Here is a 16,276-nt window from a genome sequence, read left to right on the forward strand (position 1 = left end):
TCTCAAGCCGATTGCCCCACTTTCAGCGGTCGAAAGAACGTGCTGCGGAACGCGCCGTCCAGCAAGCGCCTCAGCCGGACCTCGATCAGTTCATAGCTGATCGCACTTGCAGCCAGTGACATCACCAGCCCGAGTCCGATGAAAGCCGCCCATAGCAGCCAGCGGTCGACGCCGGCGGCAACCAGCTTCAGGCCAACCACTTGCAAGGGGAAGAGCACGAAGGGGTGCACGAGATAGAGGCTGTAGCTGATCTTGCCGATATATTGGAGCGCCGGCGTGCTCAGAGCCTTCCCGAGGCCTGATTCCGGGGCGAGCACCATGGCGAACAGCAGAATTCCGGGAATGAGGCCCACGAACGGATGAAACAGCACCAGGCTCGCGTACAGCGCGGCCCCGCAGACGAGCCCTGCGACCAGACCGAGCCGTCCGGGAATGGAAATGCGAAATCCCGTCGCGCTGAACAGCATCCCGATGCAGAAGAACGCGGTGATCGGCCAGCGCATCAGGCAGGCCACGCCCAGCAGGATCAGAGGCGCAGCCAGCAGCCTGCCGCCGGCGCGCCACATCGAGAATGTCAGCGCAAACCAGATGTAGAATGCCCACTCATAGGTCAACGTCCACGCATTCTGCTGGGCAATGGGCAGGCCGAGCGCGTCCTGCACGAAGAACAGGTTGGCCGCAAAGATCCCGAGATAGCTGGTGAGATCGATGCCGCGGAAGAACTTGTAGGCCACGATCGGCCCGATCGCGAACAGCGCAAGATGCAGCACGACGAACACCGGCATGATGCGCAGGACGCGGTCGAAGAAGAACCGCGACAGCGAACCGTGGCGTATCAGACTGGCCGGGATCAGGAAGCCGCTGATCATGAAGAACAGCTCGACACCGTGCCCGCCGACATTGATCACCGACTGCAGCCAGGGCCAGAGCGGCGGCAGAAAACCGGGATTCGGGATGTCGTACATGCCTGCCTTCGGCATGTCGTAGAAATGATCCATCAGCACGCTCAGCGCCGCGATGGCACGAAGGCCCTGGACCGAAGGAAGGAACGATCCATCATAGGCGGCGCCCGGCTGGTGAGGTGCCTTGATCACTCTGCGGCACCCTGGGTGCTGAGCACTGGCTCGAGGACGACAGGCTTTCTTCGCGCGGAGCGGAATCTTTGCCCGAAGGAAATGCTGGGCTTCTCGATGAACGTGTATGTCATCCAACTGACGAGGATCGACAATGCCAGGATGACGACCAGGAAGATCGACCATCCGAGGGGTCCGTCGCCGAACCATACCAGGCGGTGGACGTAGACGATCGCGAACGGCGACATCAGATAGACCGAATAGCTGATCACGCCGACGAATGCCATCGGACGCCAGGCCATCCGTTCGCCGAACACGGCAAAGCCGATGAAGACAAGCGCCGCGGAGATATAGGCCGATCCGATCGAATAACTGTAGAAGAAATTCTCGTGATACACGCCGCCGAACCGGCGGTCGGACAGGGTGGCGGCGAAGACCGCATACAGAAGCGTGCAGACGGTCACATGCGTCCACCGCAGCTTGCCGCCAATGACGGTGTCGCGGATGATCTTGCCCAGGAACATCGCCGAGAGGTTCAAGCCGACCTCCATCACCGAGGAGACTGCCCTGCTCTCAACGAAAAGTGCAGCTGTGGTTCCCACCAGCGCGGCGGCAACGACGATGGTCACCGCCGTGAAGCGCCGGTTGAGCAGCCCCATCGCAAAGAGAATGGTGCATCCGACGTAGAACAAGAGTTCGATCGCCAGCGTCCAATAGAACACCCAGAGATTCGGGACGTTCACGAAAGTCTGCAACATCGTCACGTTAGCGGCGATCTGCCCCAGCGGAAAACTCTTCGAATCCAGCAGCTGCACCGACACGAGCCCGACAACGATCGAAGTCCAATAAGCCGGATAGAGCCGGAAGAAGCGGCTGATTGTAAAATCGCGCACAGGCGTGGCGCTGTCCGGGAAGCTGAACGGAATGACGAAGCCGCTCACGAAGAAGAACAACACGACCCCGAACCGGCCAAAGTTCATGTAGTAGCCGAATATGTCGTGGAGGGGCCCGTAATAGACACCCGTCGGGTGCTTTTCCAGGATGACCTCGAATACGTGCTGGACCAGGACGGCCAGCACGGCAATGCCGCGCAGCGTGTCGATGAATGCGAGCCGTTTATGCATTGTTCGTTCTCACCTGCTTCCGCTCGCCGCCGGTACATCCGGGCGGAAGCCTTCTAATGACGGCATCGGTGGCCGTACGATGATTGGCACGGTGTCGCCCGCCCGCGCGGTGGTCGCGCGCCGCGAGAACACCTCGCTGAAGCTCAACGCGATGATCAGCAGGCCGGACGCCGGGCCGTAATTCAGAACGGTGATCGTGAACAAGTTGACGACGAAGATCAGCGTCAGCTTGTAGACGTCGGTCGTGCCGAACGTCGCCCGGAATACCATCACCATGAATGCGACGAACGGGAGTCCGAACATCAGATACGTGCCGATGTAGAAATTGTCGACGGGAACCCAGAAGGCGGCGAGCGGCGAGAACAGCTTCTGCGGATAGTTGAAGCAGCCCACGCCGCAGCCGGTCACGAGACCAACGGGCATGAGCTGGCTCAGGTAGACGAACGGCAGTTGCCAGCTGTTGTTGATGCGGTCGACGATGCTGAACAGGGTCGTGTGCGGCACCGCGGCGGTACCCGAAGCGAGCACGATCATGAAGAACGGCACCAGGATCGCGGCAAACGACCACAATGCAATGTTCCGTATCGCGGTGAAGCGCGACTTCTCCGGGAGCATCCGCACGAACACCAGCAGAATCAAGTAGAGCACGAGGACGATCATGGTCGTCTTGCTGGTCGTCAGACGGATGATGTAGACCGCAAGGGAGCCGTACAGAAGGCACCAAATCGTGCTCTTACGGATCGACGTAATTGCGAAGGACACGAGTATGAAGAAGGCCGCCATGGTACTTTCGGCAGCAAAGCCCGTGAGACGCTGATCGTCACCGCCATAGGCCCACCATAAGCGACCCGCCTCACGAACGGCGCCGAAGGACTCATATTTGTATCCGACCCAGGGCATGAAGTAGAATTTCGTCAGCAGCACGCCGATCAGCGAGAGGTAGAACGTCGCGGCGATGACCGACAGCAACTTCTTGTAGGAGCCCAGACTGGCGTCGCAGAAACAAAATCCGACGAACACCGGGAGCATCATCTTAAACGACGACATCGCCGCGTTGACCGTCCCCAGCATGAAGTAGCCGAGCACCAGCGACAGCATGATCTGCACGAGGACAACTGCAGCCATGATACTGCGATTGCGCAAGATGCAATGCACGATGAACTGGACCAGGCACAGAAGCGCAATACCATCCGGCACGAACCAAAGCGCGTCCAAATGCATGATGCTGGTGTAGTACCGCATCATACCGCCGAAGGCATCCCGGACCAGATAGGCTGCGAGCGCGATCGCCTCGATATTGAGGCTGATCAGCATCATCCTGCGGGGTTGCAGCGCGAAGGTGCTCATGCGCGGCTCAGTTGCTCAGCCGCGCCGATCGGGCGGGGGATGGCGCAAAATCCGGGGGGCTTCCGAATGCATTTCGCAGGAGCCTGCCGCCGGGAATTTCGACATAGAGATAGGTGAGGTGCGAAACCGCGAGCACGGCGGCCAGTGAAACGACGAGATTCAGCGTCGCCGGCAGGCCTGCCCAGATCGAATCCAGGGCGGCGATTCGCCCCGCCCCCACGCCCCGCACGAAGTATTCAGCCAGCAGCACCACGAGCGCGTGCACCATATAGATCGAATACGAACGACGCCCCAACCAGATCAGCGGCTTGGCCACCAGGATCCGCGGCACCAGCAGCGCATCCGGAAAGGCCACCAGGCTGCCGAGGAAGATCGCGAACATCACTGGCGCGAGGAAGGTCGCGGCAGGATTGGCCTCCGCCAGGGACACCAGGACGATGCTCGCGATCATGGCGACGAATTGCAATGCGCCCTGCACGGCAGGCCCCGGCTTGGCCGGCAGGCGATCGACGATCCTCACCATCAAGACGCCCAGGAAAAAGCCGACGAAGCAGCGTAGCAAGCCGAAATCCGTCTGAAGCTCGATGCTCTTCTTTTCGAGCACGAAGATGATGAAGACGAGACTTCCGACCGCGAGCAGCCCGGAGAGGACATAAAACCACGCCAGCGAGCGCATGCGCAGGGCAATGAGAACGATCAGACCAAACACCAGGTAGGTGTAGAACTCAACGCTGATGCTCCAGCTCGGCGCATTCCAGCTGAGATAGTCGATGAACCCCATCGAGTGGAGAAGCAGGACGTTGAGGCCGAAGGAATAGGCATTGTTCACTTCGAACGCCGCAGGCGCGGCGACGACCACCCCCGCCATGACCAGGCCGATGCGCAGCAGGCGAAAGACGAGGTTTGCCAGCAGCATGACGATATGCAGCGGGTAGACTCGCGCCAGGCGCCGTACCATAAATTCGCGCAGCGAGAAGCGCGTGAAGTCGTTCTCGACATAGCTGAGCGCCATGACCATTCCGCTGAGAACGAAGAACAGATCGACCAGCAGCCATGCACTCCTGAAGAAGGAGCAGTTGATCCAGGCGTTGTGCGAGAATGCCGCGAGAAAGGTTGGCATCAGCAGCAGATGGTGGATCACCACGGAAGTCGCGGCGATCCCCCGGATGCTGTCGAGCGGCAGGACGTGCGCCTTCTCACGATGAACCAACTCCGTCACATCAACATTCCGTAGCTGTTGCACCGCAGCAGTGTGTATCAGGTCTCAACGCGTGATCAATCTCTGCAATCGCGGAGCCGCATTCGATGCATGACGACCGACAATAATTTCAAAGCTTGCAGATCATTCGGACATGCGAGCGCCAAGTTCATGCCACTTTTCATCCGACGTGCGCCTGCTTCGGCGCGCAAGCCAATCGACATGGGATGATTGCGAGTATTTGCGCGCAAAGTGTGCGCGAAATTCGGCACTGTTGCGATCGAGGCCCTTGCAGCACATTGATTGCTGCGTGCCAATGTCGCGCGAAAAAATCTTTCGCCAATGGGGAACAATAAACGCGCGTCGTGACTTGTGTGTCGGTTTTGCGACGAGCGGCTGCGCGAGTGCCCGATATGTTTTCAGGTTGCAACATTCATGGGCGTGATTTGCCGATCTCGCAGGCATTGTAGAACTTGTTTTTGCAACCGGCGAACAAGCGGGCTCGCGTTTGTTTTGTCGCCAGCTTTGCACCAGCTTTTGCGTCGCACAAAAAGATGACACAGTTACCTGTCAAGTTTCGCCTGTTCTCCTATTGCAACAGAAGCAAGGAACACGGATGGGCCGCGGACTAACACGTCGTCATGCGCAGCCGCGATGGCTAGCGATTGTCTTGATTGGTTCTGCGCTGATCGTGTCGAGCGCTGGTGCTTGCCGCGCGCAGTGCGTCGAATTCTCGGACCGCGCCTCGCAACTCGAACTCGACACCTTCGTGAAGTCGCCGTCCTCGCTCCTCGAGCGGTTGCGCAATGACAAGGAGAAGTTGCGGTATTGGCTCGCGCGCTATGTCGCGACGAATCCGTCGGTGCTGCCGTCCGTCCAGACGCTCATCTCGGCGTCGGCTTCAGCCGATCGCTCGTCCATCGGCGCTGCGCTGCGCCTTGCCGAAGCAGGTTGCACGTCCACCAAGCCGGACGCCGCGCGCAAGATCAGGGATTTCGTGCAGCGGATCGGCGATCTCAACGTGCAGGCCGGTTATTCCGGCGCCGGAGAGGACGGCTCCGGCGTCCAGGCCCAATCGCAAATCAAGACCTCGCCGCAGCCGGGCCGTGGCGGAGCACTCCTCGAAGGCGAGTGGAGAACCAAGCTGGCCAATCCATTCAAGCCCGTCCCCCTTCCGAATTGATCCATGATCGTCAAAGGCAGCGAATTAGCACATGTACCAGCCTAGGGAACATTTCCAGTCGGGGCACCGATTCGGCATCGAATTCGGCGGGGCGGTCCTCAGCTTCGAGCGCGTGGCCGACGTCCTTCGCCGCCAATGGCCGATCATCGCGGTCTGTACGGGAGCTTCGCTGGCCCTGGTGATCGTCTACCTGGCCATGGCGCAGCCCATGTATACGGCAAATGCCCGCATCATGATGGATACGCGGCAGACGCAAGTTCTGGACAAGGACAGCAACGCCAGCAGCGCCCTGATCGACACGGGCTACGTCGACAGCCAGGTGGAGATCATCAACTCGGACGACCTCATTCTGTCCGTCGTCCGCCGCCTGAAGCTGACAGAAGACCCGGAGTTCAACGGCTCCAAGCCCGGCCTGCTCTCTATCATCATCGGCAAGCTGACATCGCTATTCGGCTCCGGCGAACCAGCAAGCCAGGAGCGAATCGAACATGCAGTCGTCCAGCAGATTCAGAAGAATCTGCGTACGGAGCGCGTGCTGACGACATATGTGCTGTCGCTGAGCTATAAAGCGCGGAGCCCCGACAAAGCCGCCAAGATCGCCAACGCGATCGCCAATGCCTATCTCGTCGGCGCCCTGGAGGCCAAATATCAGTCCACCAAGCGGGCCACCGAATGGCTGCAGCAGCGCAGCCTCGAGCTGAGCGAGCAGGCATCGGCCAGCGATCGCGCCGTCCAGACCTTCAAGGCCGAGAACAACATCGTCGGAACCAGCCGCGGCCTGATGTCCGAGCAGCAATTGTCGGACCTCAACACGCAGCTAGTTCAGGCGCGGGCTGCGACCGCCGAAGCCAAGGCCCGGCTTGACCGGATCGACACGATTTCCGATCAGGATGTTGCGCAATCAACCGTGACGGATGCCCTCAACAACTCGGTGATCACCCGTCTGCGCGCTCAATATCTCGACCTCCAGGCCCAATATTCCGACTGGTCCAGGCGCTACGGCAAGACCCACCTTGCGGCGGTCAATCTGGCCAACAAGATGGACGAGCTGCGCAAGAACATCGCCGACGAGCTGCGTCGGATCGCAGACGCCTATCGCAGCGACTACGAGATCGCGAAGAGCCGGGAGGCCTCGCTCGAGAAGAACGTGAAGGAGCTCGTCGCCCAGGCCGGCAACAAGGGCCAGGCCGAGGTCAAGCTGCGCGATCTCGAAAGTGCCGCCGACACCTACCGCAATCTCTACAACAACTTCCTGGAAAAGCTGCAGAGCGCGACGCAGAACCAGAGCTTTCCCCTCAGCGAGGCCCGCCTCATCAGCACCGCCACCAAGCCGGACCGCAAGAGCTCGCCGCGAACGGTCCTCGCCCTCGTGGGCGGCCTGGTCGGCGGCCTCTGCCTCGGCTTCGGCGCGGCATTTGCGCGTGAACTGCTGAGCGACGTGCTGCGGACCCCCGGCGAGGTCGAGGATGAGCTCGGCGTGAAATGCCTCGGCGTGCTGCCGGACATACGTCCGCCGACGACGGCCGGCACGTTGCTCCCGACGTCAGCGAAGACCGGCCCTCCCGATCTCTCCCGCTACGTCGTCGATCATCCGTTCTCACGCTTTGCCGAGACCTTGCGCAACATCAAGGTTTCGATCGACGTCGCGCGTCTGACCCGCGAGATCAAGGTGATCGGCATCGTCTCCTCGCTTCCAAAGGAGGGCAAGACGACGGTGGCCGCCAATTTCGCGCAGCTGATCGCCCTCACCGGGCATCGCACGGTTCTGATCGACGGCGATCTGCACACGCGCTCGCTGACGCGGGAGCTCGCGCCCAACGCCAAGACCGGCCTCGTGGAGGCTCTCAACGATCCCGCGAACCTCGGCTACCACGTGCAGCGAAGCAAGGAAACGGGACTGGATTTCCTGCCCTCCGTAGTGGCCTCGCGCATGGTCAATTCGGCCGACGTCATCGGATCCAAGGCAATGGCCGAGCTGCTCAAGGTGCTGAGGGAGCACTACGAGTACATCGTGATCGATCTCGCCCCGGTGATGCCGGTGGCCGATTCCAAGGCCGTCAGCTTCCTGATCGACGCCATGGTCTACGTGATCGAATGGGGCCAGACCACACGAACCGCTCTGCAGGAGTCGGTTTCGGGTTCGGAAGTCCTCCAGAAGAAGCTGATCGGCGCCGTGCTCAACCGCGCGAACCCGAAGATGCTCAAGCGCATCGAGGCTTACAAGGGCAAGCACCACAACAGCTATTACGTCGAGCACGCCTAGGCGGAGGCGAGGCGCCGCTCCCACTGAACAACTGGAATGAGCTCGGGCCCGTTGCCAATTGGCAGCGGGCCTTATTCGTGCTTGGCGGTCGCTTAAAGGGCATCCCGTGCGCCCCGCACACGGACCGAGATGCGGCAAGGGCTCCGGACCTGCTCGCGGGCTCCGTATTCGTCCGGAATCCACAACTTGCAGTTATTGCTCTAGCCAAAAGCAAGGATTGACGGATACGGTGGTCGCCGGGAAAGTTGTGCCGGTGCCATCAGCTGTCAATAAGACGAGACGATCCGAGCCTTGATGCCTGAAAATGCCGAAACTTTAGGCATCTTTCTTTCTCGGTTCCCCGGGGCTAATCTCGGTTCATTACTCGCAGTTATTTTTCCGGTAGGCTCGGATGCTGATCGTCCTGACGATTTTGACTATTTGGGTCCTGCTCAACATTCTGTTCGTGTTGATCGTGGTCCCTCCACGCAAGCCGCACCGCCACCCCATGGCGACGACGCTCTCACCCGCGCCCATCGACCCGAACCGGCGCCAGATCGAGCAGGACGAGCCTTTCTCGATCCGCCATGTCATCGTCTCCGTCGCAATGGGAGCCTTCTTCGTGCTCGTGCCGCCGCTGCTCGCGCTGCGCGATGCGATCATGCGGCTCTTCCGCAGGCCACCGCGAAATGGAACCTGAGGCCCCGGGGACGGAGGTTTCCGGCGATTGAGAGATCGAGCGGCTAATAGGCCTCTTGGAACATCACGGCGGACGCGGTGCGGGCCATGATCTTCAGGTCGAGCCAGATGCTCCAATTGCTGACGTACCAGACGTCGTACTCGACCCGCTTTTCCATCAGATCGATCGTTGGCGTTTCGCCCCTGAATCCGTTCACCTGAGCCCAGCCCGTCAGGCCCGGCTTCATGTGATGGCGGTAGACATACTTGCTGATGAGCTCGTCGTAGTAATTGTCATGGGCGAGCGCGTGCGGACGCGGTCCCACCAGCGACATGTCCCCCCGTAGCACGTTCCAGAGCTGCGGCAGCTCGTCGATGCTGGTCATGCGCAGGAAGCGCCCGATCTTGGTGACCCGGGCATCCCCCTTGGTCGCCTGGGTCACCGTCTCGCCATTCTCGGCAACCGTCATGGTGCGGAACTTCCAGATCTCGAACGGCTTGCCGTTGAAGCCGCGGCGCGACTGCCGGAATATGACGCTTCCCGGCGAATCCAGCTTGATCAGCACGGCTACCGTCAGCAGCAGCGGCGTCAGCAGCACGAGCGCGAACAGAGCGACGCCGACGTCGAGACAGCGCTTCTGCAGCCGCTCGAGAATGGTGAGCGGCGGCCGCTGGATCTCGACCGCGACGGTTCCGCTGACCGGCAGGAACGGACGGGTCACGAGGTCGGCAACGGAATCGTCCGGCAGCAGGCGAATGGGCTGCGGAACGGCGCGCAAATATGGCCCGAGCTTGCGCAGCATCGGCAATTCGTTCCAGTCGATCGCGAGCAGATATTCGTCGACATCGGCCGCGCGCGACTGACGGATGACGTCGCGAATCTGCCGCTCCCATTGGCCGTCATCTCGGTCCTCTCCGAGCACGAAATGGCGCATGACGTCGAAGCCGTTCCTGCGCAAATCCTTGAAGCGGCTCGAGGTGAAGTCGAGCGGCTTCAGGCTGAGCAGGATCACCTTGCGGTCGACCAGGCGGCTTCTCGCAAAGCTCGTGCCGAACACGGCCTGCCAGACGAAGCGCAGGCTGATCAAGCCGAGCCCGCCGATCACGGCAAAGACGATGACGGTGCCGCGCGACAGATTGTCCGTCGATTTCAGCAGGAAGGCCGCAACGGCGAGGATCGTGAGCGACGTCAGCCAGATAAAGGCCGCCATTCGAAGCTGCCAAACCAGATTGAGCAGGCGATGCGTGGAATAGACGTCCCGGAAATAGGCGATCCCGACGAACACCACACCGACAAACAATCCGGCTCCCACCGATGCACCGTCGGGTGGCGATGCGACCACCACGCCATACAGCGAAGCTCCCGCCGCGTAGCTCAGCAGGATCAACAGAAAGTCAGCAGCGATGACGACGACCTGAAAGGGCCTCTGAAGCGCACTGCCGCGCGCAGATGACAGCGCATGAGCGCTTTCAGAACCGTAAGTTGCAACAGCCATTCGAACCTCTGCGTATCGAGAGAGTGCCTGACGCTCATCGTGATGCTGAAGACTCGTCAATTCCCCGCACGGAAAGTGTTGGTCGATCGCAGCGACATTGTGGCGCTGCACGCGAAACTTTTGCGGCGCACGGACGATGTGTCGCGTTGAGATGCGCGGCGAAATTCGATGCGCTGAAAATGTCGTCACAGTGCTGACATACGAGCGAACGAACTGCCCTATTTTGAATCAAGTTCCGCATCTCATGCGATGCTATCGTTGCACGAGACGCTGTTCGCTCAAGTTTGAGGCGCTGCTTGCTGCCGACGAACGCAAACATCGGATCACTTGCGAGAGTTTCCAGGGATTTCTATCTGCGGCTGTATGCGAGAATCTGCAACGAGTCATGCAGACTTGCTGCACGCTTCGAGCCAGCGATGCAATTCCTGCGGACCCCTCTCGTTCCTGAAGTCCATGAAACAAGTCGGCAAAAAATGCCGTGCCCTTCTTTTGGCGTGATCGGGACCGACAACGAGCTGCGGCCCCCACGGAACTCGCGTTGTTCGCGTTGGATGGACGCTCTCCGGTGCCGGTGACTTGGGGATATTTTTTCCGACCACCCGATCGATGAGCGCCATGAAATCTTTCGCGCGATCCCACCCGTCGCTTCCCAAACCGCAATTGCCGGACGGCGTCCGCATTTACGCGATCTCGGATATCCACGGCTGCGCGCATCTGCTCGAGCCCATGCTGCGGGTGATCGACGCCGACGTTGCGCGGAGCCGGCCGCGCTATGCCGTCGAAGTCTTCATGGGCGATTACATCGATCGCGGCCCGGATACGCGGTCAACCCTCGACATCCTGGTCGAGCGGAGCCGCCGGGGAAATGCGGTCTTCCTCAAGGGCAACCACGAGGCCTTTCTGGTGAGGGTGTTCGAAGACCCTTCCCTATTCGAGGACTGGATTGCCTTCGGCGGCACCCAGACATTGATGTCCTACGGGCTTGCTCCCCCCGATCTCAAGCGCGACGAGCCGGCATCGATCCTGCGCGACTTGATTCGCGCCATGCCGACCGAGCATCTGGAATTCCTGGACAATCTGCGGTTGAGCTTCAGCTGCGGAGACTTCTTCTTCGTCCACGCCGGCGTTCGCCCGGGCGTGCCGCTCGCCGAGCAGACCGAGCGCGATCTGCTCTGGATTCGCGAGGAATTCCTGCGCAGTGAGGAGCAGTTCAGCAAATATATCGTCCACGGTCATACGCCGGTCCGCAGCGCCGAATTGCTGGCCAACCGCGCCAATATCGACACCGGTGCCTATGCGACCGGCAACCTCACCCTGATGAGCATCCAGGGAAGCCGCATGCTCGCGGTGTGATGATCTTCAGCCTCCTGCCACCGAGGCGCGAGACGGTCTCGGGAGGGAATGGACGTTCACCATTTTCAGTTGAGACACGGCAGCGGCGACTGCGCACGCGTCTGGGCCATCCAGTCGCTCCAGGCTCGCTCGTGCTTGACGTAGAGCTCCACCCAACGTTCGCCATGCCTGGCCTCTCGGACGCGCGCCGCCTCCCCGAGCAGCTCGGCGCCGGGACGGGTGTCCGGCTTGTCCAGCGCTTCGAACTCGATCGTTTCCGAGATCGTCAGACCGACAAGCACGCGCTGTCCGGCGCCATCCACGATGTAGCGTCGCGGCGCATCCTTCTTGGGCTCACTCATGTCGTCATGTCCGATCGGGTTCAGTGTGAAGCTGGATACCGTCATCGAATGGGACGATGCCTAGAAGGCTCGCCGGGCGTGGCCGAACGTCGAGGTCGGAGCGGGCCGCGAGGGCCGGCGCGAGGCGCTGCTAGATGAGCTCACGGCTCTTCGTTGGACGCGCCAGGCGCGTAGCGCGTATCCGAGAATGAGACCAGCGCCGAAAATGGAAGCAGAGACAAACGCAGAAGTCATGAGAGTCGTCCTGGGAATCGTCCTGGATCGTGCGCGTCCTATCAAGAGTGAGCAGTGTGTCGACATCATGGTTCTCGAGGATTCACGAGCGCCGAAAAAATGTTCAAGGTTCGATCGCTTCCATGCATGCCGCGCGCGTGGCAAGGCTGCCGACCTCTGCCTGATCTCGTCTCGGCCGGAGGAGGTCCTCGAACACTCTATATATGGCGACGACATATCTAAGAGACGTTCTCGCAGGCGGATGCATCAAGTCCCGTCGCGGTCGATCCGACGCGCCTTGGCGAGACCATGCGCCCCTGCAACCGGAAGTTCGGCGTCAGCCGGCCTGCCCGTGCCCTTGCAACCGTCCGGAACCCATCGCATTATCACCCATCGCATTTGATGAGGGATTCAATCCAATGAACTTCCGCGCCGTTGCTTCATCCATTGCCCTGGCCGCTCTCGGCCTCACTTTGGCAGCATCCGCGACATCAGCCGCCGAGCTCGCGCTTGCCCCGTCACAGCGGGCGGCCGCCATCCAGGGCGGGCTTGTGTTCTGGGACAACGTCTACCCACCGGCGGTCTATGGCCCGCAGCTTCGCCCGGCCGAAGAAGTCGCAGCGATGAAGGCGCAGGCACGGCCGGTGTCCCAGCGCTGGTGGGGATATTGGTACGTGCGGTAAGCGCGTAGACGCGCCTGGCTGAGCACAACCTGACCGTCTCAACGACCGCCGCCGTTCCGGAAAAACGGGCCGGCGGCTTTGTTTTGAGCTGCGAGAAAAGTCGAACCAGCATGGCCAATGACTGATTCAGAGGTAAGACGACCGGCCCGCTGCGGGCGCGGCTCGACTCTGTCATCACCAGCTTGAAGCACTTCACCGCACATCCCGCAGAACGAACCCAATTGTTAAGCAAGAACCCTTGATGTATCTGAAATCACAACGAAATTTGCAGTAGGCGAACTCATTAAACGATATTTTTCAGTTTTGATCGGGCGCGCTCGAGATAGCGATCGAGCGCGGCAAGTCTTTTTAATCCTTCAAACACCAAATCCGACGATTGCGATGCCATCAATTCGTTGACTGAGCATGCCAGCTTGAAGCGCTCGTCCTCGATTTGAACGATGCGAGCCCAAATTTCCGTCACTGAAGTCGATGATTTCTGATCCCAGTTTTTGTTTTGCTCCGGCTCCTTCGCCGCAAGTCCATGGCGAAGCGCATTCATCCGAGAACGCATTTTGCCCTGCTGCGTACGCGGCCCGGTGCTCCGGGCCGCGTTACGTCGATTTGCTGCAATCTGCTTACGCGTCGCCACCCTCGGCCGCCTTCTTGGATTCCTCGCGCAAGCGCTCTTGCCGCTCCAGTTCCTTTTCCGCCCTGATCTCGTTGCGAAGGTTACGCAAGGCGGCCGCGCTGAGCGGCAAACGTTGATCAGGGGAGCGGGCTGCATAGGAGCGCTCAAGCTCCTTAAGGGCTCGGTCGCGTTCCTTGATCGCAGACTTGCGCATAGCCTCGATCTTCTGCAACGAAGGAAGGGCAAGCTGGAACGCCTGAGTGTCGACAGCCTCATCGCCAAAGCCGCCACGCACCAGTCTTGAGCTGAACTCCCTGCGATGATCAGGATCGGCGAAGTAATCCATCGCCACTTCCTTCGCGAGGCGATCGTAGTCGTCCTTTTCCTTCCTGCAGGACGGCACAATGGCGTGCAGCTTCTTATCCAATACTTCCACCGCCTCACGGCGGTAGTTATTCACAATTTGGGCGACCAGGCTGTCGAGCCACATCAGGCGGGCAGTCTCCAACGCGGCATTGTGCACCGTGAGAAACTCCAAGTCAGACTTCGGACGATGCGGCTCCTTGCCCGCTGCGATTGAGTCAAAGAGAGCACGGAAGAGCTCCGCAGTCATGCCCGGTGGCAAGGGCGGCTTGTCCAACTTCTTCTTGATGAAGTCGGGCATGTAGTTGCGTGTCTCTTCGTCCGCCTGAAGAGACCCGTAGAGATCTTCGATACTTTCCTCTTGCTCTTCCTCAGCTTCGCCCTCTCCCTCAGCCTCCTGTTCCTGCTCTTCCTCAGTCTGTTTCATGAGAGGAGCTTGCGCAGTTGAGGTGGCGCTCGCTTCGCCATCAACAGCACTCGGGTGAGCCTGCTCAATCAGGTTAGCTTGAAGCCCACTTGACGAGCCGTGCTGTATCTCGACTGATTTCGCTGCCGTCCCGGCAGCAGGGTCTGGCGCTGGTTCGGTGAACATAGATTGCTCCTTAGTTGTAGGAGCCAATCACGCTAGAGAGCTCAGTCGAAAAGATCAGCATCGAAGTCGTAGGAATAATCGGGTGTGGATGGTGGACGCGAAGCGATTCGCGCAGCGACATGCGCTTGGGCAGCACGCACAATGGATTCAGTCGTGATCGGCGCCAAGCGCCGCTCGCGCAAGAAGTCGCGTAGCGGCGGGAGAATCAACTCCAAGAAGTCGTGGAAGTCCCCCGTTTCGGCGTAGGAAGGTTTACCGTCTCGGTAATCGACAACGATCCATTTCCGCGTTATTGCCTTTTCGCTCCTCAGAAAAATGGGAACGAGTCGTCTAGCGAGCTCCTCATGTGCAGGGTGCTGAGGACGCCCCGGTGATCGTTTTCGCTGGATGCGCTCCTGAGCGCGACCTGCCGCTGCTGCAACGGCTTCACCGCCGGGAGTGACCGGGCCATAAGGAGCGGCGATTTGTTCGTCGCCCCAAATGTCCAGGCTGAACGTGCCAGGCGGCTCCGAGCCTCGTTGATGGTCTTGGGCCAGCTCCCAAACAACGGCAGCTGGAAGGTCACCTTGATGGAAAAGGTCAGGCTTCCTTCGCACTTTACCCAGTGTCGACACGAGAGCGCCAGGTCCTATTTCTTCGCTCCGGACGGCGGCCAGTGCCAACGCCGAGACCACAGGGAGAAGCTCGGCTTCCTCCTCGTCAGAAAGCGCCACTTCTTCAGGGGCGGATTCGATGTCTCGCTCCTTATAGAAGTTGAACAGCGTCAGGACCTGACGCGCGACAGGCTCCAAACCTTTGCGCATAAGCGTCCACACCTCGACAAAGGGCAGGCATGTCTCTTTAAGTTGTGCTTTGTGATACGTCGGCATCGCCAGCTCTCGCGGAGCGAATCGCAAGGCGCCTATTTAACACCTTTCGGCAACATAAATGATGCGGCCGCAACGCAATCCACAGGGGTTTTGCGACTAGTTCTCCTTCTCCGAACCAACCTTGCCCGCGTCGCAAGCCTTACCCTCGGCCCGAGTTTACACGCCGCTATCAATATTGATGTTTAGCAGCTCGCCTCTGGATTTCTCTATGACGAAGGGTGCCTGCTACAAGAGCGACAGATGCCGCATCCTCGCGGCGAACCTCGAATGTGGTTTCATTCCACGCGACAGGGATTTTCCTAATCAGGTGACGTCGAGTAGCTAGCACGGCGTGTCGACGCGTGGGCTGTCGAACCTTAAACCAACACTGCAGCCGACGATTTCAGCAAAGACGCGGGCGAACTCCGCGATGTTGTATGGCGTTAGAGTAAGATTATCAGGCGCACGCAGCCATCGTCATGCCTTGGCGCACCCGTGCTCAGATCAGTTCTTCGCGCTTGCGAGCTCCGCCTAATGGAAGCATCGTATGAAGCCCTTGAAGACATCGCTCCCCTCGAGTCGAGTAATTGTCGGCCAAGTCAATTTACGAGAAGCCACCTTCCGCACAGATGTGTGGCCTAGTCTCGCGTGAACGCCCCACTACAAACAGCCCGATCATCACCCTCAACTTTTGTCAGCAATTCTGGAAATTACTTCGCTGGCCACCATATTATAAGGCAACTTCAGCAACAGCGTTTCCTCAACTGATTTTTCGTGAAGCAATGGCAGATCCGGCTTTTGAAGCTGAAGAACGAATCCTACACTGCGCGAGACAATACGCGTGCCTGGTCGCGGCATTTCAATACGCGGATGCCGAGTTCAAGCAGCGCTTCCGTGTGCAAATGGATGACTTTCTCGAACAAGGAGGCGAA

Annotated in this window: 15 protein-coding genes; 6 read left to right on the forward strand and 9 right to left on the reverse strand. The window is 59.9% G+C overall.

Annotated elements, in window-relative coordinates; genetic code table 11:
• Window positions 1-2: 2 nt before the first annotated feature.
• Genes XF30_RS33480 through XF30_RS33495 form a run of 4 tightly spaced genes read right to left on the reverse strand, consistent with a single transcriptional unit; the run spans window position 3 to window position 4,664 of the window.
• Window positions 3-1,094: an acyltransferase family protein gene (locus XF30_RS33480; protein ID WP_036035380.1), complete on the reverse strand. Its 1,092-nt coding sequence runs from the start codon at window positions 1,092-1,094 to the stop codon at window positions 3-5.
• Window positions 1,091-2,197: an acyltransferase family protein gene (locus XF30_RS33485; protein ID WP_036013947.1), complete on the reverse strand. Its 1,107-nt coding sequence runs from the start codon at window positions 2,195-2,197 to the stop codon at window positions 1,091-1,093. The genes XF30_RS33480 and XF30_RS33485 overlap by 4 nt, the downstream gene beginning before the upstream one ends.
• A gap of 9 nt (window positions 2,198-2,206) precedes the next feature.
• Window positions 2,207-3,544, reverse strand: coding sequence for a hypothetical protein (locus XF30_RS33490; protein WP_109145053.1), 1,338 nt, complete (start codon window positions 3,542-3,544; stop codon window positions 2,207-2,209).
• Between the two features lie 7 nt (window positions 3,545-3,551).
• On the reverse strand, window positions 3,552-4,664 hold the full coding sequence (locus XF30_RS33495) for an acyltransferase family protein (protein ID WP_244609118.1): 1,113 nt from the start codon (window positions 4,662-4,664) through the stop codon (window positions 3,552-3,554).
• Between the two features lie 694 nt (window positions 4,665-5,358).
• Here XF30_RS33495 and XF30_RS33500 point away from each other — a divergent pair.
• The 3 genes from XF30_RS33500 (at window position 5,359) to XF30_RS33510 (ending at window position 8,867) form a co-directional block, all read left to right on the forward strand.
• Window positions 5,359-5,925, forward strand: coding sequence for a hypothetical protein (locus XF30_RS33500; RefSeq protein ID WP_244609063.1), 567 nt, complete (start codon window positions 5,359-5,361; stop codon window positions 5,923-5,925).
• Between the two features lie 31 nt (window positions 5,926-5,956).
• Entirely contained in the window at window positions 5,957-8,188 is a 2,232-nt protein-coding gene (locus XF30_RS33505) for a Wzz/FepE/Etk N-terminal domain-containing protein (RefSeq protein ID WP_109145055.1), read from the forward strand.
• Window positions 8,189-8,579: 391 nt separating this feature from the next.
• Window positions 8,580-8,867 carry a hypothetical protein gene (locus XF30_RS33510; RefSeq protein WP_109145056.1) on the forward strand — a complete coding sequence of 96 codons (288 nt, stop codon included), beginning with the start codon at window positions 8,580-8,582 and terminating at the stop codon, window positions 8,865-8,867.
• Window positions 8,868-8,910: 43 nt separating this feature from the next.
• Here XF30_RS33510 and XF30_RS33515 read toward each other — a convergent pair whose 3' ends face one another.
• Window positions 8,911-10,341 carry an undecaprenyl-phosphate glucose phosphotransferase gene (locus XF30_RS33515; RefSeq protein ID WP_036035390.1) on the reverse strand — a complete coding sequence of 477 codons (1,431 nt, stop codon included), beginning with the start codon at window positions 10,339-10,341 and terminating at the stop codon, window positions 8,911-8,913.
• Window positions 10,342-10,956: 615 nt separating this feature from the next.
• On the opposite strand from XF30_RS33515, the gene XF30_RS33520 reads away from it, so the two are divergent.
• A complete protein-coding gene (locus XF30_RS33520) occupies window positions 10,957-11,694 on the forward strand; it encodes a metallophosphoesterase (RefSeq protein ID WP_109145057.1) in 738 nt (245 codons plus the stop codon).
• Window positions 11,695-11,759: 65 nt separating this feature from the next.
• Here the strand turns inward: XF30_RS33520 and XF30_RS33525 are convergent, their stop codons facing one another.
• A complete protein-coding gene (locus XF30_RS33525; RefSeq protein WP_192893327.1) occupies window positions 11,760-12,035 on the reverse strand; it encodes a hypothetical protein in 276 nt (91 codons plus the stop codon).
• Window positions 12,036-12,667: 632 nt separating this feature from the next.
• On the opposite strand from XF30_RS33525, the gene XF30_RS33530 reads away from it, so the two are divergent.
• Entirely contained in the window at window positions 12,668-12,931 is a 264-nt protein-coding gene (locus XF30_RS33530) for a hypothetical protein (RefSeq protein WP_109145058.1), read from the forward strand.
• Window positions 12,932-13,214: 283 nt separating this feature from the next.
• On the opposite strand, the gene XF30_RS33535 is transcribed toward XF30_RS33530, so the two are convergent.
• The 3 genes from XF30_RS33535 to XF30_RS33545 are packed head-to-tail and all read right to left on the reverse strand — an operon-like array spanning window position 13,215 to window position 15,365.
• Window positions 13,215-13,562: a hypothetical protein gene (locus XF30_RS33535; RefSeq protein WP_146207767.1), complete on the reverse strand. Its 348-nt coding sequence runs from the start codon at window positions 13,560-13,562 to the stop codon at window positions 13,215-13,217.
• Window positions 13,549-14,496, reverse strand: coding sequence for a hypothetical protein (locus XF30_RS33540; protein WP_109145060.1), 948 nt, complete (start codon window positions 14,494-14,496; stop codon window positions 13,549-13,551). Before XF30_RS33540 ends, XF30_RS33535 begins: the two co-directional genes overlap by 14 nt.
• 41 nt (window positions 14,497-14,537) lie before the next feature.
• Window positions 14,538-15,365, reverse strand: a complete 828-nt coding sequence (locus XF30_RS33545; protein WP_109145061.1) for a hypothetical protein — start codon at window positions 15,363-15,365, stop codon at window positions 14,538-14,540.
• A gap of 566 nt (window positions 15,366-15,931) precedes the next feature.
• Between XF30_RS33545 and XF30_RS38930 the strand changes: the two genes are divergently transcribed.
• Window positions 15,932-16,276 (forward strand): hypothetical protein (locus XF30_RS38930; protein ID WP_204524533.1); only part of this gene is annotated, 345 nt, incomplete at its 3' end.

It is taken from the genome of Bradyrhizobium sp. SUTN9-2 (genome assembly GCF_003122645.1).
In the GTDB taxonomy this organism is placed as follows: domain Bacteria; phylum Pseudomonadota; class Alphaproteobacteria; order Rhizobiales; family Xanthobacteraceae; genus Bradyrhizobium; species Bradyrhizobium yuanmingense.